General features: G+C 71.9%; 20 protein-coding genes. 4 read left to right on the top strand and 16 right to left on the bottom strand.

Annotated elements, in window-relative coordinates; all coding sequences use genetic code 11:
- The coding region (locus GCN81_RS14895; protein ID WP_156725093.1) for an FtsX-like permease family protein at positions 1-1196 on the bottom strand (1196 nt) is incomplete at its 3' end.
- 143 nt (positions 1197-1339) lie between these two features.
- A complete protein-coding gene (locus tag GCN81_RS14900; protein WP_156725094.1) occupies positions 1340-1753 on the bottom strand; it encodes a globin in 414 nt (137 codons plus the stop codon).
- Positions 1754-1858: 105 nt separating this feature from the next.
- Between GCN81_RS14900 and GCN81_RS14905 the strand changes: the two genes are divergently transcribed.
- On the top strand, positions 1859-2863 hold the full coding sequence (locus GCN81_RS14905) for a methyltransferase domain-containing protein (protein ID WP_156725095.1): 1005 nt from the start codon (positions 1859-1861) through the stop codon (positions 2861-2863).
- A gap of 29 nt (positions 2864-2892) precedes the next feature.
- On the opposite strand, the gene GCN81_RS14910 is transcribed toward GCN81_RS14905, so the two are convergent.
- From GCN81_RS14910 to GCN81_RS14975, 14 genes are all read right to left on the bottom strand, one after another.
- Positions 2893-3975 carry an FHA domain-containing protein gene (locus tag GCN81_RS14910; protein ID WP_156725096.1) on the bottom strand — a complete coding sequence of 361 codons (1083 nt, stop codon included), beginning with the start codon at positions 3973-3975 and terminating at the stop codon, positions 2893-2895.
- 59 nt (positions 3976-4034) lie between these two features.
- On the bottom strand, positions 4035-5372 hold the full coding sequence (locus GCN81_RS14915; protein ID WP_156725097.1) for a vWA domain-containing protein: 1338 nt from the start codon (positions 5370-5372) through the stop codon (positions 4035-4037).
- Positions 5373-5579: 207 nt separating this feature from the next.
- On the bottom strand, positions 5580-7004 hold the full coding sequence (locus GCN81_RS14920; RefSeq protein WP_156725098.1) for a protein phosphatase 2C domain-containing protein: 1425 nt from the start codon (positions 7002-7004) through the stop codon (positions 5580-5582).
- 3 nt (positions 7005-7007) lie between these two features.
- On the bottom strand, positions 7008-9632 hold the full coding sequence (locus GCN81_RS14925) for a serine/threonine-protein kinase (RefSeq protein WP_156725099.1): 2625 nt from the start codon (positions 9630-9632) through the stop codon (positions 7008-7010).
- Entirely contained in the window at positions 9629-10963 is a 1335-nt protein-coding gene (locus GCN81_RS14930; RefSeq protein WP_156725100.1) for a coiled-coil domain-containing protein, read from the bottom strand. The genes GCN81_RS14925 and GCN81_RS14930 overlap by 4 nt, the downstream gene beginning before the upstream one ends.
- Positions 10964-11054: 91 nt before the next feature.
- Entirely contained in the window at positions 11055-11990 is a 936-nt protein-coding gene (locus tag GCN81_RS14935; RefSeq protein ID WP_156725109.1) for a glutamate ABC transporter substrate-binding protein, read from the bottom strand.
- Positions 11991-12082: 92 nt separating this feature from the next.
- Positions 12083-13636, bottom strand: a complete 1554-nt coding sequence (locus GCN81_RS14940) for a hypothetical protein (protein ID WP_156725101.1) — start codon at positions 13634-13636, stop codon at positions 12083-12085.
- A gap of 222 nt (positions 13637-13858) precedes the next feature.
- Complete coding sequence (locus GCN81_RS14945; protein WP_231626733.1) at positions 13859-14902, bottom strand: N-acetylglucosamine kinase; 1044 nt, start codon at positions 14900-14902, stop codon at positions 13859-13861.
- Positions 14893-16158 (bottom strand): 6-phospho-beta-glucosidase, encoded by a 1266-nt coding sequence (locus GCN81_RS14950; protein WP_156725102.1) that lies wholly within the window; start codon positions 16156-16158, stop codon positions 14893-14895. Before GCN81_RS14950 ends, GCN81_RS14945 begins: the two co-directional genes overlap by 10 nt.
- A gap of 9 nt (positions 16159-16167) precedes the next feature.
- Entirely contained in the window at positions 16168-17034 is an 867-nt protein-coding gene (locus tag GCN81_RS14955; RefSeq protein WP_231626734.1) for a carbohydrate ABC transporter permease, read from the bottom strand.
- A gap of 6 nt (positions 17035-17040) precedes the next feature.
- Positions 17041-18015 (bottom strand): carbohydrate ABC transporter permease, encoded by a 975-nt coding sequence (locus GCN81_RS14960; protein ID WP_156725103.1) that lies wholly within the window; start codon positions 18013-18015, stop codon positions 17041-17043.
- Positions 18015-19349 carry an ABC transporter substrate-binding protein gene (locus GCN81_RS14965; protein ID WP_156725104.1) on the bottom strand — a complete coding sequence of 445 codons (1335 nt, stop codon included), beginning with the start codon at positions 19347-19349 and terminating at the stop codon, positions 18015-18017. Before GCN81_RS14965 ends, GCN81_RS14960 begins: the two co-directional genes overlap by 1 nt.
- Positions 19350-19439: 90 nt before the next feature.
- The gene (locus tag GCN81_RS14970; protein WP_156725105.1) at positions 19440-20642 is read right to left on the bottom strand and encodes an ROK family transcriptional regulator; all 1203 of its coding nucleotides are present in this window, start codon (positions 20640-20642) and stop codon (positions 19440-19442) included.
- A gap of 217 nt (positions 20643-20859) precedes the next feature.
- Positions 20860-22053 carry a mechanosensitive ion channel family protein gene (locus tag GCN81_RS14975; protein WP_156725106.1) on the bottom strand — a complete coding sequence of 398 codons (1194 nt, stop codon included), beginning with the start codon at positions 22051-22053 and terminating at the stop codon, positions 20860-20862.
- 158 nt (positions 22054-22211) lie between these two features.
- Between GCN81_RS14975 and GCN81_RS14980 the strand changes: the two genes are divergently transcribed.
- The 3 genes from GCN81_RS14980 to GCN81_RS14990 all read left to right on the top strand — a co-directional run bounded on the left by GCN81_RS14980 (position 22212) and on the right by GCN81_RS14990 (position 25401).
- A complete protein-coding gene (locus GCN81_RS14980) occupies positions 22212-22748 on the top strand; it encodes an HNH endonuclease (RefSeq protein ID WP_156725107.1) in 537 nt (178 codons plus the stop codon).
- Positions 22749-23017: 269 nt separating this feature from the next.
- Positions 23018-24394 (top strand): hypothetical protein, encoded by a 1377-nt coding sequence (locus GCN81_RS14985; protein WP_156725108.1) that lies wholly within the window; start codon positions 23018-23020, stop codon positions 24392-24394.
- Between the two features lie 63 nt (positions 24395-24457).
- Positions 24458-25401 (top strand): IS5 family transposase gene (locus GCN81_RS14990; protein ID WP_407697943.1). Its coding sequence is split into 2 segments (ribosomal slippage): positions 24458-24886 and positions 24889-25401, totalling 942 coding nucleotides; the frame shifts between segments, so codons are not numbered across the junction.

Raw genomic sequence — 25401 nt, forward strand, 5'->3', positions numbered from 1 at the left:
GCGACCAGCCACACCGGGGCGCCCACCGTGGGGTCGAGCCGCAGCCCGATCCGGTCCAGCGCGCCCTGCCCGCCGAGCAGCCGCGTCAACGGGCCCGCCAGCAACGGCGCCAGGACCGCCGCGGGCAGCGCGATCAGCAGCGCCTCGGCGGCGGCGAGCGCGCCGATCCGGCTCCGGGACGCGCCGCGCGCCAGCAGCAGGCCCGTCTCGCCGGTGCGCTCGGTGGACAGCAGCCGGGCGACCAGGAGCAGGGCGTACCCGGCGAGCAGCACCAACTGCACGGCCACGATCAGCAGCGTGGACCGGGAGACGAGGAGGGCGCGTTCGGCGCGGTCGAGTACGGCGGGCAGCGAGGTGGTCGCGGTCGCCCTGCCGCCGAGCGCGGGGTTCTTGGCGAGCTCGGCCGGGCCGCTGGTGGCCGCCTCGCGCAGGGTGCCGATGGACCCGGCCTGGGCGGTGCGGAAGTCCGCGGTGGCGAGCCAGGAGGTGGACTCGTACGTCACACGCCCGGAGTCGAGCGTGGCCGGGTCGGCCAGCAGCGGGCCGTAGGTGGTGAAGTTCAACGTACGGATGCCACTGCCGCCGAGCTCGTCCAGCTGCCAGTACGGGTCGGCCGGGTCGGCGGGGCGGTAGACACCGGTGACCCGCACGGTCAGGTCCGGCCCGCGGAGCCGGTCGGTGAGGGTGACCGGCTTGGCGCCGGGGCGCAGCTCAAGGCGGTCGGCGGCGGCTTGCGGCAGCGCGATCTCGACGGGCTTGCCGCCCTTGGCACCGCCCGGCTCCGGCCACGCGCCGGAGACCAGTTCCACGCGGGAGCGGTCGAGTGCCGCGAGGTGGGTGAGGTCGGGCTGACCGGCGCGGGCCTCGGGAGCCTGGAGCGCACGCGGCAGGGCGTACGGGCCGGAGCGCTCCAGGGTGCTCAGGGTGACCGGCAGCCCGTCGAAGGTGCGCCCGGCCCCTTCGGCGACGGCCCGCTCGGCGTCTTCGCGCTGGCCCTGCTCGACGGGGGCCTTGACCAGCAGCGCGGCGGGGGCCGCCGCACGGGTCTCCAGGGAGTGCTGTAGCGCGGCGTCACCGATAGAGCCGGAGAACGCGGTCAGGGCGGCGAGGACCGTGGTGGTCAGCAGGACCGCGAGGAGTGCCGCGGTGAGCAGAAGACGGTGCGCGCGGATGCGCAGAAGGACCAAACCCGTCATCGCCCCGCCCCGTTTCCCCACCCCAGGGGCCCCCTGCCCCTTTTGGGACTCTGTCAGAGCACACCGGGTACCGAAAGCGCGTTCGTGACGAAGGTGATCAGATCGTGACCGGAATCAGGACCGCAGACACCGGAATCCGGTGTTCAGCCTTCCGAGTTGACCATCGAAGCCGCGGCGTAGGTGAGGTAGTTCCACAGCGTCCGCTCGTGCTCTTCGGAGAGCCCCAGCTCGTCCACGGCGACCCGCATGTGCCGCAGCCAGGCGTCGTGCGCGGCCCGGTCTACCGTGAACGGCGCGTGCCGCATCCGCAGCCGGGGATGGCCGCGATCGTCGCTGTAGGTACGGGGGCCACCCCAGTACTGCATCAGGAAGAGGGCGAGGCGCTCCTCGGCCGGACCCAGATCCTCCTCCGGGTACATCGGCCGCAGCAGCGGGTCGTCGGCGACCCCCTGGTAGAACCGGTGCACCAGGCGCCGGAAGGTCTCCTCGCCGCCGACCTGCTCGTAGAAGGTCTGCTCCTGAAGCGTGCCGCGCGGAATCTCATTCACGCCTCCCATGCTCTCAGACTGACCGGCCGAGTACGGGGGGCCTAGGACCGGGCACCTAGCGGCGCCCGGGACTCGGCCCTCGCACCCGGAGCGATATCGCAGCACAGTGGGTATATGGGTGGTGTGCCCGAGCCAGAGCCGTACCCGGAGCCGTACCCGCGTACCGAGGACGAGGTCGCCGCCGTCGCGCGGGCCGCTCTGGTGCGCGAGATCGAGGCGACCGGGGCGCTGGACGGGGAACCGGCCTGGCGCGCGGCGTTCGCCGAGGTCCCGCGCCACCTGTTCGTCCCGTACTACTACATCGGCGTGCTGGGCGGCTCCGAGCGGCTCTGGGGCGAAGACCCCGACCGCGGACGGCGGGAGCGCTGGCTGCGCGGGGCGTACGTGGATACGCCGCTGGCCACCCGGATGCGCGACGGGGAGCTGGTCTCCTCCAGCAGCCAGCCGTCGCTGATGGCCATGATGCTCGCCGAACTGCGGATCGAGGACGGACACCGGGTCCTCGAGATCGGCGCCGGGACCGGCTACAACGCGGCGCTGCTCGCCCACCGCCTCGGCGACGAACGGGTCACCACCGTCGATCTCGACCCGGAGATCACCGAGTCGGCACGGCGGCATCTCGCGGCCGCCGGGTACCACCCGGCCGTGATCACCGGGGACGGGGCACGCGGGTGCCCCGAGCGGGCGCCGTACGACCGGATCATCGCGACCTGCACGCTGGAGACCGTGCCCCAGGTGTGGCTGGAGCAGTGTCGGCCCGGCGCGCTGATCCTGGCGCCGCTGGCGACCGGACTGATCCGCCTACGGGTAGGGGACGCGGCCCACGCCGAGGGGCACTTTCTGCACACGTCCGCCTACTTCGTGCCACTGCGTGGCAGGCCGAGCCCGCGGGCGCCTTCGCCGCACGTCGGCGGGCTGCCGCGCGGGGCGGCTCAGAACGAACTCTTCCGGTTCCTCCTCGCCCTGACCCGGGGCAGCCTGGACCCGCAGGAGGCGCTGGCGCTGTGGCGGCGCGAGGGGCGGCCGGGGCGTGAGCGGTTCGGGGTCACCGTCAGCGGCCAGGACGTCTGGGCCTGGCTTGATGACCCGACGGGCCCGTACGCCTGGGCCCTGACGTAAGCCAGGGCCCAGGAACGGCTCGGGGGGGCTCAGCCTCGGTGGATGGTGATCGTCGTCCACGCGCCGACGTGCACGCGGTCGCCGTCCTGGAGGGGCACCGGGACGAACGGCTGGATGGCCTCCTCGCCGCCGTTGACCGTGGTGCCGTTGGTGGAGTTCTGGTCGACGACCGCCCAGGAGCCGTCCGGCTGCTGGACCAGCACCGCGTGCTGGTGCGAGACGCCCGGGTCCTCCGGCGGTACGGACAGGTCGATGTCCGGGGTGTCACCCGTGGAGTGGCGGCGGCGGCCGATGGTGATCTGGTTGCCGACCAGCTCGCGCCGCTGCTCGGGCGAGTACGCGGGCAGGTTGAGACCGGAGGCCTCGGGGCCGCTGCGGTGCATCATCGCCATGAAGTACTCGCGGTCGGGACCGATCGTCGCCGACCACCCCATGGGCGCCTGCGGCGCCTGCGGGCCGTGCGGGGCCTGGGTCTGCTGGGGGTAGCCGTAGCCCTGCTGCCCGCCCTGCTGTCCGCCGTTCTGTCCGCCCTGCTGTCCGCCGTACTGACCAGGTGGCGGCGCCAGCGGGTGCTGGCCGTGCTGCTGAGGGGCCTGCTGCGGGGCCTGCGCCGACTGCCCGGGGGGCGGCGCCAGCATCCAGTCGTCATCGCCGCCGCCGAAGCCTGAGGACGGCGCGGGCGGGGCGGGAGGCGCGGGAGCCCCAGGCGGCGGCCCGGACAGCGGCTCCGCCGGGCGGTTCATCTGCGAGGGGCGCGAGCTGGTGTACTCACCCGCGTGCGGCCGCTGCGGGGACTGCTGGAAGCCCGGGGGCAGGCCGCTGCCGGGCAGCGGCTGCTGCGGCGCGGCGGGGGTGTACGAGGTCGCGGTGTTGGTGAGGAAGTTCCACCGGCAGTGCTCGCAGAACGGAGCGTTGGCCTCGCGCGGGGTACGGCACTGCGGGCAGAGCTCCGGCTGCGGGCCGGGGTCCGTCTGCTGCGGGTAGCCGTAGCCAGCCGCGGGCGGTGGCGGCGGGGGAGGAGGAGGTACGGCACCGGCTCCTGCCATACGGTGGCCGCAGACCTCGCACCAGTCGTCGGAACCCGACTGGTGTCCGTTGGGGCAGGTCGGCATGTCGGCGCGTCCCCCTCTCCTTCACGTCACTACGTCTTGACGTTCACTGATCTTCCCGTTCACTTCTTCACGCGAACGGTCTTCGTCGACCGGGTCTCGAGCGTCATCTCATCGGCGTCCGCGACCTTGGCCTTCAGTCGCACAGTACCCGCAGGGGCGTCGACCACATCGACCACCTTCGAAAGCAGTTTCGCGGTATCGGCGTTCCCCGAGGCGTTCGCCAGCTGAACGGCCCGGCCCAGTTTGGCCGTTGCGCCGTCCAGGTCGCCTGCCTTGCGGGCTTCCAGGCCTTGCTGGATGACCTGGGCCAGTTCCGCCTGGCCCGTGTAGTGCGCGACCTGCGGGTTCATCGAGGTGGTGGCCGCCATGTCGTCCGTCCACACGGCCCGTACCAGCCCCTGTGACAGGGTCTGCGGGCTGCCGTCCGGCTCCGGGATCACCAGCGAGACCCGGGCGGCCAGCATCTCCTGGCCGATCCCGGCGCTCGGCACCTCGACGCAGACGTGGTAGTCGCGGGACTCGTCGCCCCAGGAACCGGTCGGGTAGTCCCCGGCGCGCGGGCCCGCCTCGGTGCGCCGGTCGGTCAGCTCCTCGACGGTGGGGGCCACCTGCTTGACGAACTTGATCTCCGCGCCCATCGGCGTCCACAGCCGCAGCGCGACATCCGCGACCTCCTTGCCCATCGCCGTCTCCATCATCTGGGTGAAGTCGGCGGACAGACCGGACGGATCGGCGACGATGTCGGCGGTGCCGAGCAGCGCGGACGCGATCTGGGTGACCTCCTTCACCTCCCAGTCCGTGCCGACGCCGCGGGCGTCGCAGGTGAAGCGGCCCGACGCGGCGTCCAGCGCGGACTTGAGATCCTCGGGCGACTCGTGTTCGTTGCGCCCGTCGGTGAGGACGATGCCGTGCCGGATGTCGACATCCGCGCTGTTCAGCAGCCGGTCGGCGAGCCGCACCCAGGTACCGATCGCGGTGCCGCCGCCCGCGCTGAGCTTGCGCAGCGCCTGCTTGGCCGCCTCCCGCGTCGCCTCACTCGCCACGGCGAGCCGACCGCCGCCCGGGTAGACCTCCTTGGCCACATGCGTTCCGGCGATCACCGCGAAGCGCACCCCGTCACGGACGGTGTCCACGGCGGCGGCGGTGGCGTCCCGGGCGCCCCGCATCTTCGTCGGCGGGTAGTCCATCGAGCCCGAGCAGTCCACCATGATCGCGACGGCCGCGTCCGGGGCCTGGCCCGGCGCGCGGGTGCGCGTCGCCGTACCGCCCAGGGTGCCGCCCCCGGTCGAGGTGACCGTGACGATCGCGTTGACCTCCTGGCCGCCCTCGGGAAGGTACTCGTTCTGGTACACATCGACGGCGAACCGCGGAGCGTCCGGCTTGGAGAAAGTGGCCATAGGTTCTGCTCCCCCTCGTGCTTCCTCACGCGTGCCACAGCACCCGGTGACCGCCGGTGTGGCGGCCGGGCCGTGGGTGACAACCGCGTGGTGTCGTGTAGTCGTGCCGTGCCGTGCCGTGCCGTGCCGTCCGTGCCGTGCTGTGCCGTCCGTGCCGCGTCGTGGTGGGTTGCGCGTCGGCGACCGTGTGTCGGGCCCCGCCCCTTCTCAGGCCGATCCTGCCCCTTGAGGCCCTACGGGGAACGGGAGTACCGCCACTGTTACGTTGTCGTGGCCCCCGCCGTCCAGGGCGTGGCCGACCAGTACCTGGGCGCTGTGCAGCGGGCGTTGCCCGGCGTCCGCGGGGATCACCGCGGCCAGTTCGTCCGCCCCCTCGGCGTAGTTCCACAGGCCGTCCGTGCACACCACCACCACTCCGGCCCGGTCCGGTTTGAAGCAGGCCGTGTGCGGCTCCAGTTCGTACGCGTCGGCGCCGAGCCAGCCGGTGATGGCGTGGGCCCGTTCGTCCGCGTACGCCTCGGCCTCGCTCATCAGGCCCGCCGCCACCATCTGCGCGGCCCAGGAGTCGTCCTCGGTGAGCCGGGCGGGTGCGGCGGAGCGGTCGTCGGGGACCCAGTAGACCCGGGAGTCTCCGACCCAGCCGACGACCAGCAGGCCGCCCGCGACCACGGCGCTGACCAGGGTGCACGCCGGGGAGTTCTGCCGGTGCGGATCGTGCTCCTGGGCCTGTGTGGGTTCGGCGGCCAGGGCGTTGACGGCCTCGGCGGCGGCGATGATCGCCTCGTGCAGGGCCTGTTGCGGGTGGGTGCCGCGCGGCAGGGACACCAGCAGGGCTTCGTTGGCCGCCCGCGACGCGGCCAGTGAGGCCTCGTCGGGGCGGGTCGAGGACGACACCCCGTCGCAGACGATCGCCACCGTCGCCGGTGAGGCGTCGGGCAGGGCGGTCGAGGAGACGGCGAACGCGTCCTCGTTACGGTGATGGCGCAGCCCACGGTCGCTGACCGCCGCCACCGAGCCCAGCTCGTGTTCCATGTGGTCGCGCTCGCGCGGCTGGGCGTGGCCGCAGTGCTCGCAGTAACCGTCGTGGTCGACGGTGCCCGCGCGGCAGGCGACACAGCGCTTGCCGCCAGCGGGGGTGGCTGGCTGCGGGGGCACGGTCCGTGGGTCGGGGGCCCGCGGCGGCGCGGGGGGCTGAAGCGGGAACTCGTCGGGCACGGCGGGCACGGCGGGCACGGCGGGCGCGTCGGGCAGGGCGGGCGCTTCGGGTGCGCTGGCCGCTTCGGGCGGGCCGCTGCTCGTCGAGTCGAGGCCCTTCAGGTCCGTGGGCAGATGCACCGGCGCCGGGCTCTGCGAACTGTCCTGCTCCGGGACATCCGGCCACTCCACCGAGGCGGATGGCGCGGACGGCACGGACGGCACGGACGGTACGGGCGGGCCAGGAGGGGTGGCGGCGGCGCGGGCGGCGCCGTTCACGGCTGGCGTGGGGTGGTCGTCCGGCACGGCGGCGGCGGGCACCGCCGCCAGGTCGTATCCGCACGCACCGCAGAACCGGTCATCCGATTCCAGCGGCTCCTCACAACCGGGACACACCGGCATGGGGGACCCGACGGAGGGCTGGGGCACTTGCGACATCAATCACACCCACGTCCGGGGGCGGAAACGGTTGGCCCGCTCCACCAGTTCGATCCTCTCCTCGCCGCGCTGGGCCAGCCGGGCGAGTGTGCGGTACGAGCGTTCAAGCCCGAACCGCAGGCCGCGCTCGTCCAGGCTGCTGCCCAGCAGCACCTGGTGTGCCGAGGCCCCTGGCGACGCCGCGCCGGAGCCACCGGAGAGCACCCAGTCCAGGGCGGTCCCCAGCACCTCGGTCGACAACTGCTCGCGGCGTACCGCGTCCAGGCCGACATGGCGCAGCGCCTCCACCTGACCCGCGGCCGCGGTCAGATCGTCGAGCAGCGGCTCATGCGCCGCCTGGTCCCGAAGCCGGGCCCGTACGGCGGCGACCCGGGCCGCCGTGTAGTGAATCGACGCCTCCGGCACGGACTCCAGGGTACGCACCGCCGCGTGCCGGTCACCCGCGGCCAGCTCCACCCGGGCCAGCCCGAACGCGGCGCTCACATAGCTCGGGTCGGTCGTCCACACCAGCCGGTAGTACTCGGCGGCGTTGTCCAACTGGCCGAGTACCTCCGCGCACACGCCGAGCGCCAGCTTGGGCGCGGCCTCGCCGGGGAACGCGTCGTAGACCGCGTCGAAGGACAGCGCCGCGCTCGCGAAGTCCTCGGTGGCCAGGGCGACCACGCCCCGGTACCAGACGACCCGCCAGTCGTCGGCCTGGGACCGCTCCAGGTCCTCAAGGGACCGGACCGCGGAGGTCAGTTCGCCCATCTCCAGGCGGGCGCGCAGCTCGCGTAGCCGCAGCTCGATGGACGGCGTCGGCGCGGCGTGCAGCGCGGTGATCAGCTCGGCGGGCGCGGCGGCCAGCAGCCCCGCGAGGAACCCGGCGTTGGGGTCACCGGGATTCACCCGGGGCACCGGCAGCGCGAGCGCGGTGGCGGCGTGCGCGAGAGGCTTGACCGGGGGTACGGACGTCGCGGCGACCTGACCCGTGGCCCCGGCCCCGCCGCCGGGAAGCCCGGCCCGCGCCGGGGCCGCGCCCACCGCGGCCGTACCGCCGCCGCGCAGGGATCGCCCGGACCACCGTCCGCGCGGCACGTCGCGCGCCCCGAGCCGGGACACCTCGCTGTGCCGCTCGATGAGGAGTTCGGTGTCGGTGACCTTCAGTTCGGGGCCGAACAGAGTCGAGAGCGAGGGCCGTGGCCGCCGCGTCTGGAGGGCGACGACCTCCCGGAGTACGCCCGTCAGCTGCTCCGCCATCTCCTGCGCGGAGGAGAACCGCCGCGCCGGGTCCGGGTCGGTGGCCCGTACCAGCAGGCGGTAGAAGGACTCGTACGTCCGGAACACCTCGATGTGGTCCGGGTCCGGCAGCGAGTCCACGAAGACGTTCGTGTAGCCCTGGAAGTCGAAGGTCAGTACGGCCAGGGTGCGGGCGACCGTGTAGAGGTCGGAGGCGACCGAGGGGCCGACCTCGGCGACCTCCGGGGCCTGGTAGCCGACCGTGCCGTAGATCGCCGACTCGTCGTCGTCCATCCGGCGGACCGCGCCCAGGTCGATCAGCTTGAGCTGGTTCTCGGTCTGGATGGCGTTGTCGACCTTGAAGTCGCAGTACAGCAGGTTGCGGCTGTGCAGGTGGCCGAGCGCTTCCAGCGCCTCGATGCCGTACGCGCAGGCCTGCTCAACCGGCAGCGGATCGCGCTTGTCGTCGGCGCTACGGCGTTCGTTAGCGATCTCCTTGAGGGACTTGCCGCCCACGTACTCCATGACGATGTAGCCGTCCATGGAGCCGGTGCGCTGGTCCAGGTGCTCGACGAAGTTGTAGATCCGCACGATGTTGGCGTGCTCGATCTCGGCGAGGAAGCGCCGCTCGGAGATCGCCGCCGCCATCGCGTCCTCGTCGCCGGTGTCCAGCAGGCCCTTGAGTACCACCCAGCGGTCCGACACCGCCCGGTCGATGGCGAGATAGACCCAGCCGAGCCCGCCGTGCGCCAGACAGCCCACCAACTCGTACTGCCCGTGCACGATGTCACCGGGGTTCAGCTTCGGTACGAAGGAGTACGGGTGGCCGCACTTGGTGCAGAACCCCTCCGTGCGTCCCGGCCGGTCGCCGCGCGAACGCCCCACCGGGGACCCGCAGTCGGACCGCGAACAGAACCGCTTGCGCTCGGGCACCTCGGGGTTGGCCCGCACCATCGTCGCCGGATCGGGCCGCGGTACGTCCGGCACCTGGACCAGACCGACCCCGAGCCTGCCGCGCGACGAGGTCGACCCGGACGCGCCGGAGCTGCGCACCGACACGGAACGCCCGGACGTGCTGCCCGACAGCGAGCGGGACAGTCGCCCGGACACCGACCTGCGCGAGGTGGACGAACGCGAACTGCTGCGGGACGACGACCGGGAACTGCTGCGCGACGCACGCGAACCGCTCCGCCCCGACGCCGCCCCAGAAGCCTCAGTGGCCGCACCCGAGCTACCCGAGCTACCCGAGCCACCAGAACCACCCGACCCGCCCGATCCACCCGAACCGGCCGACCCCCTAGACGCCACCACAGGCGCCAGACCGCAGGTGTCGCAGTACAGCTCCCCGGCCCCCATGTCCTCGTAAGCGCCCTCGCAACCCGGACGCTGGCACTGCCGCCGCTCACTCATGATCGTCCCCCCTGGGGTCCAGGCGCGTCCGTCGGCCCGCCCTGCGGCGGCACTCTCGGGGTCAGCGCGTCGGCGGCGGCCCGCTGGTAGCGCAGCACCGCCTCCTCGGCGACCCGCAGATCGCAGGGCGCGCTCCACAGCATGCGGCGGGCCGCGTCGTACCGCTCCATCAGCATCGGGTCCTCGGCCATCCCGTGCCGGGCGACCTTCGCCTTGTACGCGTCCAGACGGCCACGCAGCTCGGCGCGGACCGCGAGCGGCTGGGTGACCGCGGTCAACGACTCGCGGGCGCGCTCCAGTTCGTCCTCGGCCCGCTGCTCCAGCGACTCAAGGAGCGGGGACAGCCGGTGCCACTGGGCGTATCGGCGGTACTCGGCGGCCGTCGCCAACTGCTCCTGAAGCGCGGTGGGCGGGCCGCTGACCGCGGGCACTTCGGAGGCCGCGATCTTGGCGAGTACCTCACCGCGCGCGGACCTGGCCTCGGCGAGCGTACGGTCCGCTCGGGACAGCAGGTCGCGCAGTCGGCCGAGTCGCTGCTCGGCGTCCTGGCGTACGGTCAGCACCGCTTCGATCTCCCGGCGCACCTCGTCGAGCGCGCGCGCCTCACGGTCGTACCGCTCGGTGTCGGGGCGGCCGCCACCGGGCGCCGAACTCCCGGGCGCGCTACGCCAGAAGGCCAGCGGGTCGGAGATCACCTGGGCGCGCAGCGTCGTCAGCTCCGCGGTGATCCGCTCCAGGTCGTCGCCCGCGGGGTGCTCCCCTGGGCGTACGCCGACGGACGCGGCGAGCTGCCGGGTACGGCCCAGTTCGGCCGCGAGCAGGTCTATCCGGGCCGGGAGCGCCGACCAGACCGCGTCGGCGGCGACGACCATGTCCAGCGAGTCGGCGTACAGCTCGTTCATCCGGTCCACCAGCTCCTGGAGCGTGAACCGTTCGGACAGCCGCGCCGGTCCCGTGTCGAGCGAGACGCCCATCGCGGCGGGCGCGCCGCCGGGGACGGTGACGCTCTCGCCGCGCAGCAGTTCGGTCAGCTCCACCAGGTCGTCGCGGCTCGGCCAGCGTCTGCGCGCGCGCAGCTCGCGGGCGCCGGTCAGCGCGGCGGCGTACGCGTCGAAGTACGCCCACAGCCGGGTGATGGACTGCTCGGCCGCCGCCCAGCGGTCCCTGGTCGTACCGGTCAGCTCGGCGCCTTCGAGCAGGCGTCGGCCCGCGTGGTCCTGGAGCGCGAGCAGTGAGGACTCGATCGCCTCGTGCTCGGCGCCCAGCCGCGCCAGCGCACGGTCCACCTCGTCCCGGTCCATGACGGGTCCGGGGGGTCCCGCGACGCCCATCGATCACCTCTCCGCTGTGCCGTTGTGCCGTGTGTGGGTCGTGTGCGGCCAGCCGTATCAAGCCAGTTGAGCCAGCCGGGCCAGCTGTCTGTCAGTCGGTGACGTACTTCGCTGGCGGCGGCCCGTCGATGTCCTTGAGGTCATCGGCCAGCCACTTCTTGTACGAGGTCTGCCAGCCGTTCTTGCGATAGTCCTCCAGTACCTGGTTCACCCGGCGTACCAAATCCGTGGCCTCCTTGTGCATCGCCACGCCGTAGTACTCCTCGGTGAACGTCTCACCCTTCAGGCTCACCGTCGGGTCCTGCGCGGCCTGGCCCGCGGCCAGCGCGCTGTCGGTGACCACAGCGTCGACCTCGCCGAGCTGGAGCCTTACCAGGCAGTCGAGTTGGTTGGGCACCGTGGTGGATATATCGGCGCCGTGCGACTCCTTCTTGAGCTCCGTCAGGGCCGTGGAGCCCGAGGCGCTGCACAGCTTCTTGCCCTGGAGTGAGCCGTCGTATCCGGTGATCTTCGAGCCGTCCGGGACGAGCAGTTGCTGGCCGGTGCGGAAGTAGGCGGTGGAGAAGGCGACGTCCTTGGCGCGGTCGCAGGTGATCGTCATGGCCCGGACGATCATGTCCACCTGGCCCGACTGGATCGCCGGGACGCGCTGGTTGGTCGGCACCGCGCGGAAGATCACGTCGTCCGGGTCGCCCATGATGTCCTGGGCGATCGCGCGCACCAAATCGATGTCGAAGCCCTCCAGCTTGCCGGTGCTGGGGTTGCGGAAACCCCAGAGGAAGCTGTTCAGGTCGACGCCGACGATCAGTTTGTTCGGCTTGTCCTTGCGGGTCTTGATGTCCTTGACGGTCTCGCCGTCGTCGGCGGACGGCCGCAGGCTCCGCTCCGGCTCCTCGCACTTCTCGGCCTTCGTGTGCGTCGCGTCGGCGATCCCGGGGCCGCCCCGGCCCACGCTGCCGTCCGCCGGGCCGCCGGACCGTACCGGCAGCAGCACGAAGAGGACCGCCAGCACGCAGCCCACGGCCATGGCCGCCACCCCGCCCCAGCCGCGCAGGCGGCTGAACAGGCCTGCCGCGCTGGCGGCGCCCGGTGTGCGGTTCCTGGTCACTTCGCCCCCTCTCACCGGTACTCCGAAAGCCTGCGGCCGATCCCCAGCACGGCACCCGTGGCACCGAGCAGGGCGAGCGAGGCGGCGCCGACCGGCAGTCCGGTCATCGCCCCCCGGCCGTCTTCGGCCGCCTGCTGGAAGTCCGCCTTCTCGTGCGCCAGGGCCTTCCGCAGGGCCTCGTCCACCTGGTCGAAGGACTCGCCCGTGGGGTTGTCCTCGCCGATCACCCGGTCCAGGGCCAGGTCGTAGTTGCCCTCGGTGTCGGCGGCGCGCGCCGCCTTGTGGCGCTTCTGCCACTCCTTGACGGCGTCGACCGCCTCGCTCACCCGTGCGCTGCCCGTCTCGTCATCGGCGAGTTCCCGCGCCGCGTCCAGTGAGCCACGCACCTGGCCGTCGGTGAAGTCGCCGAGTTCCCTCATCCGCTGCTGGTAGTCGATGTCGTAGGCGTCCTTGCCCGCGTTCGGCCCGTCCGGCACGGTGACCGAGCCGCGGGCGACCAGGGTGAGGTTCTCGCTGCTGCGGGCCTGCAGAGTGCTGATCCGGGCGCTGTTGAGAGCGTTCAGCGACTTCACACCCTGGTCGTACGACTCGTTCAGGCTGCCGTACGCGACGCTGTGGCCTGCCACCAGCCACAGCAGTACCACTGTGGCGGCCGCGGTGGCGGTCACCAGACCGTGGTTGAACACGCGGTTGGTCCGTTGGTAGTTGCGGCGCTGGGCCCAGACGAGGACGGCGAGCGCCAGCACCCCGACAGCGATCGCCGCCCAGGGGTAGGACCGGGCGTCGTCGTAGTCGGCGTCGAGCCGCTCCCGCTCGGCGTCGTACAGCCTCTTCGCCGCGGGCAGCATCTCCTGCTGCATCAACGCGTTGGCGCTGCGCAGATAGGCGCCACCCAGCGGCAGGCCCTGGCGGTTGTACGTACGGGCCGTCTCCACGCGCTCGGCGTACGTCGGCAGCAGTGCGTTCAGCTTCGTTATCTGGGCGATCGAGCTCTGGGAGCCGGTGGAGCCCCGGGTGTTGGTGGCGGCCTCGGCCAGCTTCCGGGAGGCCATCGCGATGTCGTCCCGGTAGCGCTCGCGGACCTCGGCGGGCTCCTGGCCTCCGGCCAGGAAGCCGCTGGCCGCCGCGGTGTTGGCGTCCGCCAGTGAGCGGTAGATCTCCGCGGCGTCGGCGCTCAGCGGCTGGCTGCGGTGCAGTACGTCATCGGCGGCGGCCGAGCGGTCGGACATCTGCCAGGCCGTGCAGGCCCCGAACGTCACCACGAGGACGGCGAGCACGGCTCCGATGATCCGCAGCCTGCCCGGCTCGGTGGTGGCCGCCGCGCGCAGCCGCTCCTGGGCCTCGGCCCAGGCGCTGCGGCGCTCGGGCAACGGCTCGGCTCCCGGGGGCGGCGGCAGCGTACTCGGCGGCGCCGGTGCCCGCGGGTGTTCTGGCGCCCGCGGGTGCTCTGGTGGCTGCGGGCGCTCTGCTGCCTGTGGGGGCGGTGTCTGCGGTGGTACGGCCGACGGTGTGGGCGCACCCGGCACCGACGGTGCCGCGCCGCCGCCGCTTGGCGGGTATGTCACCTCTCGACCTCCCCCTCGGTCTCCGACGTGTCCCCACTCCGCCCTCCGGACTATCCGGCGGGGAGAACGACGCACGGCCGCTCATTATGGCCGCAGGGTCTGGCATCCACACCCACGTTTACTGGATCTTGTTCGGATCGCAGTGCAACAGCCTTTCCCCACGCGGCTCCTGTCCCGCATTCCCTGCCCCTAATACGCGATTCGAACCTGTTCGGTTCCCGGTCATCCCTCGTAGTGCGCGCGCACGCTCCGGTACACCTCGTCCGCCGCCCCCAGTTCGTCCAGCCCCAGCAGCGCCGCACCCAGCACCGGCCGCGCGGTGATGGTCCGGGCGGTCGCCTTGGGGGCCCTGGTCGCGAGGAGGGCGCGGATACGGGAGTCCAGGTCCGGGTGGCCCGCGGCGAGTACCGAGCCGCCGAGCAGGACCGGGGCCGGTTCGGCCAGCAGGTCGAGGCGGTCCAACGCGACCGTGGCCATGGCCACCACCTCGTCGGCGAGCCGGTCGACGATCGCGCGGGCCAGCGGGTCGCCGGACGCGGCGGTCGCGAACAGCACGGGGGTGAGTTCGTGGGTGCGCGGCGGGGCGATGTGCTTCAGGTGCAGCGCTTCGATGAGCGCGTACATGGTGGGCAGGTGGAAGTGCGCGGGCAGCGTACGGGCCAGCTCGGTCGGCTCGCCCCGGCCGTCCTCGGCGCGCGCTGCGTACCACAGGGCCTCCTCGGCGAGGCCCCAGCCGCCGCCCCAGTCACCGGAGATCCGGCCGATCGCGGGGAACCGGGCGGTGCGCCCGTCCGGTGTCATCCCGACGCAGTTGATGCCCGCGCCGCAGACGACGGCGACCCCGCGCTGCTCGGCGCCCGCGGGCAGGCCCGCGCGGAGAATGGCGAAGGTGTCGTTGTGGACCGTGAGGGTGCGGCCCCACCGTCGGGCGCTCAGCGCGGTCGCCAACTCACGCTCCTCGACGGGGAAGTCGGCGTTGGCGAGGCAGGCCACGACATGCCGTACGCCGGTCACCTCGGCCGCCACCTCAGCCTCAGCCCCCGCCCCCGCCCCCGCGGCCGCTGCCGCCTCGGCCAGGGCGCGGCCGACGGTCTCGGCCAAGGAGTCCACCGCCGCGCCCATACCCACGGCCGGTGGCCGGAAGCCGCCGCCACGGGCCGCGCCGATGACCCGGCCGTCGGCGGCGAGCACCGCGACATCGGTCTTGCTGTTGCCCGCGTCGATGGCGAGCAGCGCCGCCGCGCGGGAGGTGTCGGTCAGGCCCACGCGAGGTGCTCCCGGTTGTGCGCGATCAGCTGGTCGGTGAGCTGCTCGGCGTACGCGTACTGACCGACCAGAGGGTGCGCGAGGAGCGCCCCGAACACGGCGTCCCGGCTGCCGTGCAGGGCCGCGCGCAGCGCCAGGTCCTCGTACGCCGTGACGCCCGCGATCAGCCCGCTGTAGAGCGGGTCGAGCGGCGCGACGGGCAGCGGGGCCGCCCCGCGGTGGTCGACGCGTGCCTGCACCTCGATCACCGCGTCGTCGGGCAGGAACGGAAGGGTGCCCCCGTTACGGGTGTTGACCACCTGCACGGCGGAGCCGCCACCTCCCAGCAGGGACGCCGCCAGGTCGACCGCGGCCTCCGAGTAGAACGCGCCGCCGCGCTTGGCCAGCAGCTCCGGTTTCTCGTCCAGGGCCGGATCGCCGTACAGGGCCAGCAGCTCGCGCTCCATCGCCGCCACTTCGGTGGCGCGGGACGGCTGGTCGCGCAGTTCCCGTACGACCTCGTCGTGCGCGTAGAAGTAGCGCAGATAGTACGAGGGAACGGCGCCGAGACGGTCCAGCAGCGGGCGCGGCAGGTGCAGGCTCTCGGCGATCGCGTCCCCGTGCGCGGCCAGCAGGTCGGGCAGTACGTCCTTCCCGCCCGGGCCGCCGAGCCGTACGCCCGTCTCCCAGCTGAGGTGGTTGAGCCCCACATGGTCGAGGTGCACCTCGGCGGGCGCGACGCCCAGGAGCCCGGCGAAGCGGCGCTGGAAGCCGATCGCCACATTGCACAGGCCGACCGCCTTGTGCCCGGCCTGGAGCAGGGCGCGGGTCACGATGCCCACCGGGTTGGTGAAGTCGATGATCCAGGCGTCCGGGTTGGCGCTGCGTACCCGCTCGGCGATGTCCAGGACCACCGGGACGGTCCGCAGGGCCTTGGCGAGGCCGCCCGCGCCGGTGGTCTCCTGGCCGACGCAGCCGCACTCCAGCGGCCAGGTCTCGTCCTGCTGGCGGGCTGCCTGGCCGCCGACCCGCAGTTGCAGAAGCACCGCGTCCGCGCCGTCGACGGCCGCCTCCAGGTCGGAGGTGGTGGTGACCCGGCCGCTGTGGCCCTGCTTGGCGAAGATCCGCCGTGCAAGACCGCCGACCAGGTCGAGCCGCTCGGCCGCCGGGTCGAGGAGGACCAGCTCCTCGATGGGCAGGACGTCGGAGAGCCGGGCGAAGCCGTCGATGAGTTCGGGGGTGTAGGTGGAACCGCCGCCTACGACTGCGAGTTTCATGTGTCGTTGCTAGCCCTTCACTCCGGTGAGCGTGACGCCTTCGACGAAGGCCTTTTGTGCGAAGAAGAAGACGACGATCACCGGCGCCATGACCAGGACGGTCGCCGCCATCGTCAGGTTCCAGTCCGTCTGGTGGGCGCCCTTGAACGACTCCAGGCCGTAACTGAGCGTCCAGGCGCCGGGGTTCTCGGACGCGTAGATCTGCGGTCCGAAGTAGTCGTTCCAGCAGTAGAAGAAGTGGAACAGCGCGGACGCGGCGATGGCCGGTTTCGCCATCGGGACGACCACCCGTAGCAGGGTGCGCAGTTCACCGCAGCCGTCGATCCTGGCCGCCTCCGTGTACTCCTTGGGAATCGTCAGCAGGAACTGGCGCAGCAGGAAGATGGTGAACGCGTTACCGAAGGCGAACGGGATGATCAGCGGCCACAGGGTGCCCGCCAGATCCAGCTGCTTGGCCCAGAACAGGTACATCGGCACGATGATCACCTGAGGCGGCAGCATCATCGCCGCGATGACCACCATCATCATCACGTTCCGGCCCCGGAAGCGGAACTTCGCCAGCGCGTAGGCGACGGGAAGGCTGGAGCACACGGCCAGTACGGTGCCGAGGCCCGCGTACAGCAGGGTGTTACGCCACCAGGTCAGAAAGCCCGGCGTCTCCCACACCGTGCCGAAGTTGCCCCACTCCCAGGTACGCGGCCACAGATCGCGGGTCAGCGCCTGGTCGTCGCTCATCACCGCGGTCAGGAACACGAAGAGGAAGGGCAGGACGAAGAACAGGGAAGCGGCGACGGCGAGCGCGTGCACGGCGATCCAGTGCAGCGCGCCCCTGGAGAGCGTCTGCGAGGTTCTCGACATCTTCATCGTTCTCGTCATGGGCGATCAGTCCTCCGCCGACATAAAGCCGCTGCGCCGACGCATCAGAATGCCCGTACACACCATGGCGAGCGTGAACAGCACGAGGGCCACCACGCAGGCCGCACCGGTGTCGAAGCGCTGGAACCCGAGGTTGTAGATGACCTGCGGCATGGTGAGTGTGGACTTGTCCGGGTAGCCGGGCTCGAACTGCTGCCCGGAGCCGCCGATCACCCCGCTGGCGACCTTCCCGGCCACCAGCGGCTCGGTGTAGTACTGCATCGTCGCGATCATTCCGGTGATCACGGCGAACAGCACGATCGGCGAGATGTTCGGCAGCGTGACGTACCGGAACCGGTGCCAGGCGTTCGCGCCGTCCAACTCGGCCGCCTCGTACTGCTCCTTGGGCACATCGAGCAGCGAGGCCATGAAGATGACCATCAGGTCGCCGATGCCCCACAGCGCGAGGAGCGTGAGTGAGGGCTTCGACCAGGCCGCGTCGTTGAACCAGTCGGGTGTCCCCAGGCCCAGTTTGGCGAGGATGGTGTTGGTCGGTCCGGTACCCGGGTTGAGCAGGAAGACGAAGGCCATGGTGGCGGCCACCGGAGGCGCGAGGTAGGGCAGGTAGAACAGCGTGCGGAAGACCCCCGCACCCGTCTTGATCTTCGTGATCAGCAGCCCGATGCCCAGACCGAAGGCCACCCGCAGGGTCACCATCACCAGGATCAGCCACGCCGTGTTGGTCAGCGCGGGCCAGAAGAACGGGCTGTCCTGGAACACGTACTTCCAGTTCCGCAGGCCCACCCAGGTGGGGTCCGCGAAGCCGTCGTACTTCATGAAGGAGAAGTAGACGGTCGCGATCAGCGGGTACGCGAAGAAGACGCTGAAGCCGATCAGCCAGGGGGAGAGAAAGCCGAGGGTGCGCAGCGCCGACTTACGGCGCTTCGCCCGCAGTTGCGGCGGGACGGCGGCAGGCGTGACGGTGGACGCGACGGGGCTCATCAACCGGCCTGGGCCTGCTCGTTGTCCTTGTCGACCTGCGCGTCGTTCTTCCTGAGTGCCGCGTCCAGGTCCTTCTCCCGGCCCTTCTCGTACGCGACGCCGTAGTCCTGGAGCGTCAGCAGGAAGGCGCCGCCGTTGACCGAGGACGGGGCGTGCGAGGACTTCGGGTGCTGGGCGATGTCCACGAACGTGCGATAGACCGGGTCGGAGTTCAGCTTCGGCGACTTGAGCGCGGCCGTCGTCGAGGGCACGTTGTGGATGTCGTTGGCGAAGGAGACCACCGCGTCGGTGTCGGTGGACAGGTAACGCACCAGCTCCCAGGCGGCGTTCTGCTTCTTGCTGGTGTTCGCGATGCCGAGGATCGTGCCCGACAGATAGCCCTTGCCGTAATCGTCCACCTGGTCGTCGGGGACCGGGAAGGGCGCCGCGCCGACCTCGAAGTCCAGGTCCGCGTCCGCGGCCATCTTGCCGCGCCACTCGCCGTCCAGCTGCATGGCGACCTGGCCGGTGTGGAAGGGGTGCTTGGGGCCCCATTCGTCACCGAGTGACGTCCGGTACCGGTCCAGTTTCCTGAACCCGCCGAGCTTCTCCACCAGGTTCTTCTGCCAGCTGAACATCGCCTTCACGGCGGGGTCCTTGGCGGTGTTGGACTTGCCGTCCGCGTCGAAGTACGTCACGCCGAACTGCGCGCCGTAGTGCTCGACGGTGGTCTCGTAGCCCTGGTAGGTGGGCATGAAACCAAGCCGCTCGTAGCCGTCGCCCTTGGTCTTGGTGAGCTTCTCGGCGATCTTGTCGAACTCGGAGAGCGTCTTGGGCGGCTCCTTGATCCCGGCTTCGTTGAAGGCGTCCTTGTTGTAGTAGAGGCCGTACGCGTCGCCCAGGAGCGGCACCGTGCAGCGCGTGCCGTCGTGTTCGGTGTACTTGGCCATCTGCGGCAGGAAGGTGGTGTCCGGGTCGATGCCCGCCTTGTCCAGGAACGGCCCGAGGTCAGCGAGCGCGCCCGAGGTGCAGAACCGGCCCACGTTGTCGGTGGTGAAGGACGACACCACGTCCGGAGCCTGGGAACCGCCGGTGCGCAGCGCCTGGTTGAGCTTGTCGCCGGTGATGCCCTTGACGACCTTGACCTTGATGTTCGGCCGCTTCTTCTCGAACGCGGCGATGTTCTTCTCGATCGCCGCGACCTCGCCGGGCGAGCTCCAGCCGTGCCAGAAGGTGAGCGTGGTCGTGGCGTTCGGGTCGTCGCTGGCCGCGGAGCCGCCGGACCCCGTACAGGCGGAGGCGAGGACGGCTATCGAGGCGGCGGCCGCGGCGATGGCGAGCCTGTTTCGGCGCATGGCGGAGTCTCCCTGGGCGGTTGAGGCTGGGGATATCGGGGCGGGGCCGGGTGTGCGGGTGCGGGTGTGGGTGCGGGTGTGGGTGCGGGGTCAGCGGGAGGTGTCGAAGACCTCGTCGCGGGTGTCGGTGAGCGCGCTCTCCAGTGCCCCGCGCAGTACGGGGTCCCGGTCCACTTCGCCGAGTACGAGCCGGGGGCGGGCCGCGGCCAGTTCGCCGAGCTCGGCCTGGACGAGCTCGCGCAGTGGCTCTCCGCCCGCGGCGATCACCTCCCCGGACAGGACGACGAGTTCGGGGTCCAGGACGGCGACCATCGAGGCGAGACCGGTGGCCAGGCCGGTCGCGAGGCGCTCGAGCAGCAGGCGGCCGGGGCCTTCGGCCGCGGTGGCCGCGTCGCCGATGAGCGCGGTGGCCTGGGCCGCGTAGGTGGGTAGCCCCGGGACGGCGATCCCGAGGTCGCGGGCGATCCTGGGCACGGCCTGGGCACCGGCCAGCTCCTGGTAGCCGCCCGCGTTGGCGCGGGTCACCTGGCGCGGCAGCGGGGTGCCCGGGACGGGCATGAAGCCGACCTCGCCCGCGCCGCCGGTCCAGCCCCGGTGCAGTCGGCCGCCGATCACGAGGGCGGCGCCGATGCCGGTCTCGTTCCAGAGCAGGACGAAGTCCTCGTGGTCCCGCGCCGCGCCCAGCCGCTGCTCGGCGATCGCGGCGAGGTTGACATCGTTCTCGTACTCGACGGGCATCGGCAGCGCGGCGGCCAGCTCCTCCAGGAGCGCGGGCGCGTGCCAGCCCGGCAGATGGCTGGCGTACCGCAGCCGTCCGGTGTTCGGGTCGAAGGCGCCGGGCGTGCCGATGACGACCCGGTGCAGGTCGGAGCGGGTGAGTCCGGCCGCCTTCGCCGCGCCGTCGAGGGCGTCGAGCACCTGCCGTACGACGTCCTGGCCGCCGCGCCCCGGGGTGGCCAGCTCGAACGTGCCGACGGTGGCGCCGGTGATGTCCGCGACGGCGGCGAGCATCCGGAGCGGCGTGACATCGAGGGCGGCGACGTGCGCGGCCCGCGCGTTCACGGCGTAGAGCTGGGCGCTCGGGCCGGGGCTGCCCTCGCTGGTGCCGGTCGCCACCACCAGACCGGCCGCCTCAAGGCGGGCGAGCAACTGGGACGCGGTGGGCTTGGAGAGTCCGGTGAGCTTGCCGATCCGGGTGCGCGAGAGCGGCCCGTGGGCGAGCAGCAGGTCGAGCGCGGCCCGGTCGTTCATGGCCCGGAGCACGCGAGGAGTGCCCGGCGTCGTACCCGCCATCTGAAGCTCCCGTAAGACTCGGCGAGATCACTGTTAGGAAGGTTTCCTATTCGGTAGGAGGAACCTAGCAGCGCACTTCAGGGGGCCGTCAAGAGGCGGAGAACACGAACGACCCCCGCGGCGACGAAGTCGTTACCTGCGGGGGTCGTGGGGACGTGGGCAGCTCGTGGGGGCTGGGGGCTGGGGGCTGGGGGCCAGGGCCCGGGGGCAGGGAGCCTTACGGCCTGCCGAGGTGCTGCGCCGGGGCCGAGGCCGGGGCCGGGGCCGGGATCGGGGACGCCGCCACCGACTGCGGCGAGTTCGCCGACGCGTACGCCGAAGGGGCAGTGCCCGAGGGCTCCGCGGGGTTGTCGTCGTCCTCGCCCGCGGCCGGTGCGTCGCCGACCATACGGATGCCCGCCGCGTCCAGCGCCACCTTGATCCGCCAGCGCAACTCGCGCTCGATGCCGGTCGCCTTGCCGGGCATGGTCTTGGCCGAGACGTGGAGGACCATCGCGTCCAGCGTCACCGAGTCAAGCCCGAGCACCTCGACCGGGCCCCACAGCTCCTCGTTCCACGGCTCGTCCTTGGCCAGGTCGGTGCCGACCTCGGTCAGGATCGTCCGCAGCCGCCCCAGGTCCTCGTCCGGGCGCACCGTCACGTCGACATGGGCCGTCGCCCAGCCCTGGCTGCGGTTGGCGATGCGCTTGACCTCGCCATTGCGTACGTACCAGATCGCGCCGTTCTCGCCGCGCAGCTTGGTGACCCGCAGCCCCACCTCGACGACCTCGCCGACGGCCACGCCCGCGTCGATGGAGTCCCCCACTCCGTACTGGTCCTCAAGGATCATGAAGACACCGGAGAGGAAGTCGGTGACCAGGTTGCGCGCGCCGAAGCCGAGCGCGATGCCCGCCACACCGGCGCTGGCCAGCAGTGGCGCGAGGTTGATCTCGAACGTGCCCAGGATCATCAGCGCGGCCGTGCCCATGATCAGGAACGTGGTCACCGAGCGCAGCACCGAGCCGATGGCCTCCGAGCGCTGCCGCCGCCGCTCGGCGTTGACGAGCAGCCCGCTGAGCCCGGTGCCGTCGACGGCGTCGGCGCCGCGGTTCATCCGGGTTATCGCCTTGGTGATCGTCTTGCGGATGAAGTGCCGCAGCGTGATGGCGATCACCAGGATGAGCAGGACGCGCAGGCCGATGCTCAGCCAGGTGGACCAGTTCTCCTCCACCCATCCGGCGGCATCGGTGGCCGTCTGCTGGGCGTCCTGAAGCGTGGGCGCCTCATCAGGCCCGTTGGTTCCGCTGGTCCCGTTGGTCTCGTCGGTCCCAGCGGTCCCGCCTGGTCCGTCCCCGCCGGCGGCCAACAGAACAGACAACAACACGGCGACTACCTCCTGGTGCGGGGCCCGTCCACGGGCGACCCACCACATTAGCGGGCGGCGGTGCGGGCGCCCGTGTCACGCGTGTGGTGGAAAACACTTCGAGCCCGTTACCCGGACATGGTGGCGCTACGACCAGGCATGAGGGGAAACTAGCTACAGATCGTCCCGGCGCGAGCCACGCGCCGCCGACGCCCAAGGAGGCATCCGTGCCGCATGTCCTGGTCCTCAACGCGTCGTACGAGCCGCTCGGCGTCGTACCGCTCCGCCGCGCGCTCGTCCTCGTACTGGAGAACAAGGCTCACTGCCTCGAGGAGTCCGGCGCCTTGATGCATAGCGCGACCCGCACCATCCCCGCGCCCAGCGTGGTCCGGCTGAAGCGGTTCGTGCGGGTCCCCTACCGGGGGCCCGTTCCCCTTACTCGGCGTGCCCTCTTCGCCAGGGACGGCGGCCGATGCATGTACTGCGGTGGCGTCGCAACCAGCGTCGACCACGTCATCCCCAAGAGTCGCGGCGGCCAGCACGCCTGGGAGAACGTGGTGGCGTCGTGCCGCCGCTGCAACCACGTCAAGGCCGACCGGCACCTCCTGGAGCTGGGCTGGCGGCTACGCCATAAACCCGCCCCGCCCTCCGGTCTCGCCTGGCGCATCATCGGTACCGGCCACCGGGACCCCCGCTGGCTGCCGTACCTGCAACCCTATGGCGCGGACGACGCCCTGGCCCGGATCGACGGCATCTCCGCCTGACGACCCGGGCTTTGTTACGCGCATCCAAGCGTGGGTGATGGGGCGGTTTAGGACACCATCCTGCCCGAGTTGTGGGGATTTCTGTGTCCTAAGCCGTCCCTTTCCTGTCTGGCTGGCTTACTGGTCTGGTGAGCTGTGTGGGTGTTGGGGTGCGGGGGCGGGTGAGGGCGGTCCGTCGTGTCGGGCGGCGTTGGGAGGGGGGCTGGGAGGGGGCGCGGCGGGGGCTGTGCGGGGTCTGTGCGGCCCTCGTCGGGCTCTCGCTGGTTGCCGTGCCGCTGGGCCTTCCGCTGGGGTGGGACGAGCTCGTCTACGCCAGCCGGTTCGGGCCGTACGGACCGGCGACGGAGTTCAGCGCGCCGCGCAGCCGGGGCGTGCCGGTGCTCATCGCGCCGGTGGCGTCCTGGAGCGACTCGGTGGTGCTGCTGCGGGTCTGGCTGAACCTGGCGGCGGGGCTCGCCCTGTACCTCGGGTTCCGGCCCTGGCTGCGGGTGGTGCGGCGGCCCGTGGTGGTGCCGGTCGCGGCGGCGGCGTACGTCAGTCTGTGGGTCGTTCTCTTCTACGCCGGGGAGGCGATGCCCAACCACTACACGGCGATGGCCGGGCTTGCCGCGGTCGGCTGCTTCGTCTCGCCCTCGCCGTCCTCTTCGTCCTCGTGGTCCTGGCGTACGTCGGTGCTGCTGGCGGGCGCGATCGCGACCGCCGCCCTGATGCGGCCCAACGACGCGGTGATAGTGGCCGCGCCCCTGCTGCTGGGCGCCGTGTTCGTCCGGCGATGGCGGCGGCCGGAGCGGATCGGGGCCGTTCTCGTCGGCGGTCTGCTCGGGCTGCTGCCCTGGGTGGTCGAGGCGTATCTGCGCTTCGGCGGTGTGCGGGAGCGGCTCGCGCGGGCGGAGGAGATCCAGGGCGGGATGCGGCCGACGTTCACGCTGCCGGAGTACGTGGGCTCACTGGACGGGCCCTTGCTGTGCCGCCCCTGTAGCGCGAACTGGAGCACGGACCCCGCCTGGCAGGTGCTGGGCTGGTGGCTGCTGCTCCTGGCGCTGGTCGTGGTCGGGATGCGGGCGGCTCGGCGCGAGCGGCAGCTGGTGGCGGAGCTGTGGCTGGCGGTCGCGGCGGCCGGGGCGACGGCGGGTACCTATTTGTTCCTGGTGGACTACGCGGCCCCGCGCTTTCTGCTGCCCGCGTACGCGCTGCTGGTGCTCCCGGCGGCCCGTGGCGCCCTTGAGTGGTGGGAGCGGGGCAGCCGCGTGGCGCGGGGGCGGCGGGGGTGGCGGGGGCTGCGAGGGGTCTTGGTGGGGGTGACCGTGGGCGTGCTGGTCGCTCACCTGGTGGCCCAGCTGGTGGTGGTGCGCGCGCATGCCAGCATCCAGGAGCGGGCGCGCGGCGACTGGGTGCTGATCGCCGCCGTGCTGCGCGCGCACGGCGTAAGCGAACCCTGCCGGGTCAAGGCCAACACCGCCGCCATCCCCATCGGCCACACAGCGGGCTGCCATGGCGTCCGGATGTCGACGCAGGGCCGCCGCCCGGACGCGCTGGTCCTGCGTGACCGGGAACCGCCCGACTGGGCCCGGGACTGGGAGCGGGTCCCGGTCCCGGGCGCGTACGGCGGACGGTGGGAGGTCCTGCTGCCGCCGCCTTCGCGCTAGGCCGTTTCTGATGGTTCTTGGTGGGCTGGGTGGATCTCGTAGTTGTCCGGGCAGGACGCCCGTATGGTGCGGCGACACGAGCTCACGGACGCGCAGTGGCGGAAGATCGAACCTCTCCTGCCCGGTAACGGCAAGCCGGGCGGGCAGTGGGCGGATCACCGCAAGGTGATCAACGGGGTGTTGTTCCGGGCCCGGACCGGGGTGCCCTGGCCTGACCTGCCAGAACGGTACGGCCCCTGGCAGACCGTCTATGAGCGTCATCGTCGCTGGTCGGCCGACGGCACCTGGAAGGCTGTCCTGCGCGAGTTACAGATCGAGGCGGACGCCGCAGACCCGGACGGGGCGCTTGCCCGCAAGGCGGACCGGCGGGAATGGGCCGTGAACATCGACTCGACGTCCTGCCGGGCGCATCAGCACGCGGCCGGGGCGCCTCGCAAGCCCCCGGCCGACTACCCGCAAAAGGGGGCGGGACCCGTGAGGAAGCGGATGGGCGCGAGGCGTTGGGGCGCTCACGGGGCGGGCTGACCAGCAAGGTTCATCTGCTGTCCGACGACCGGGCCCGCCCGCTGCACTGGCTGACCTCGCCCGGTCAGCGAGGTGACAGCCCGATGTTCGCCCCGGTGCTGGACGGCTTGCGCATCCGGCGCCGCGGCACGGGCCGACCACGCAGCCGACCGGACCGGGTGCGCGGCGACAAGGCGTACTCCAGCCGGGACAACCGCGCCTACCTGCGGCGGCGCGGGATCAAGGCCACCATCGCTCAGCCCGATGACCAGCGGGCCCACCGCAAGCACCGGGGACAGGCCGGTGGCCGGCCCCCGGCCTTCGACAAAGCCCAGTACCGCCGTCGCAACGCGGTCGAGCGGTGCGTGAACAAGTGGAAGCAGTTCCGCGCGGTGGCCACCCGCTACGACAAACGCGACTACATCTTCAACGGCACCCTGACCGTCACCGCCATCGTCATCTGGCTCCGCGACACCGTCCAAGAGCCACCAGAAGCCCCCTAG

The organism is Streptomyces apocyni (genome assembly GCF_009739465.1).
GTDB classification, from domain to species: Bacteria; Actinomycetota; Actinomycetes; order Streptomycetales; family Streptomycetaceae; genus Streptomyces; species Streptomyces apocyni.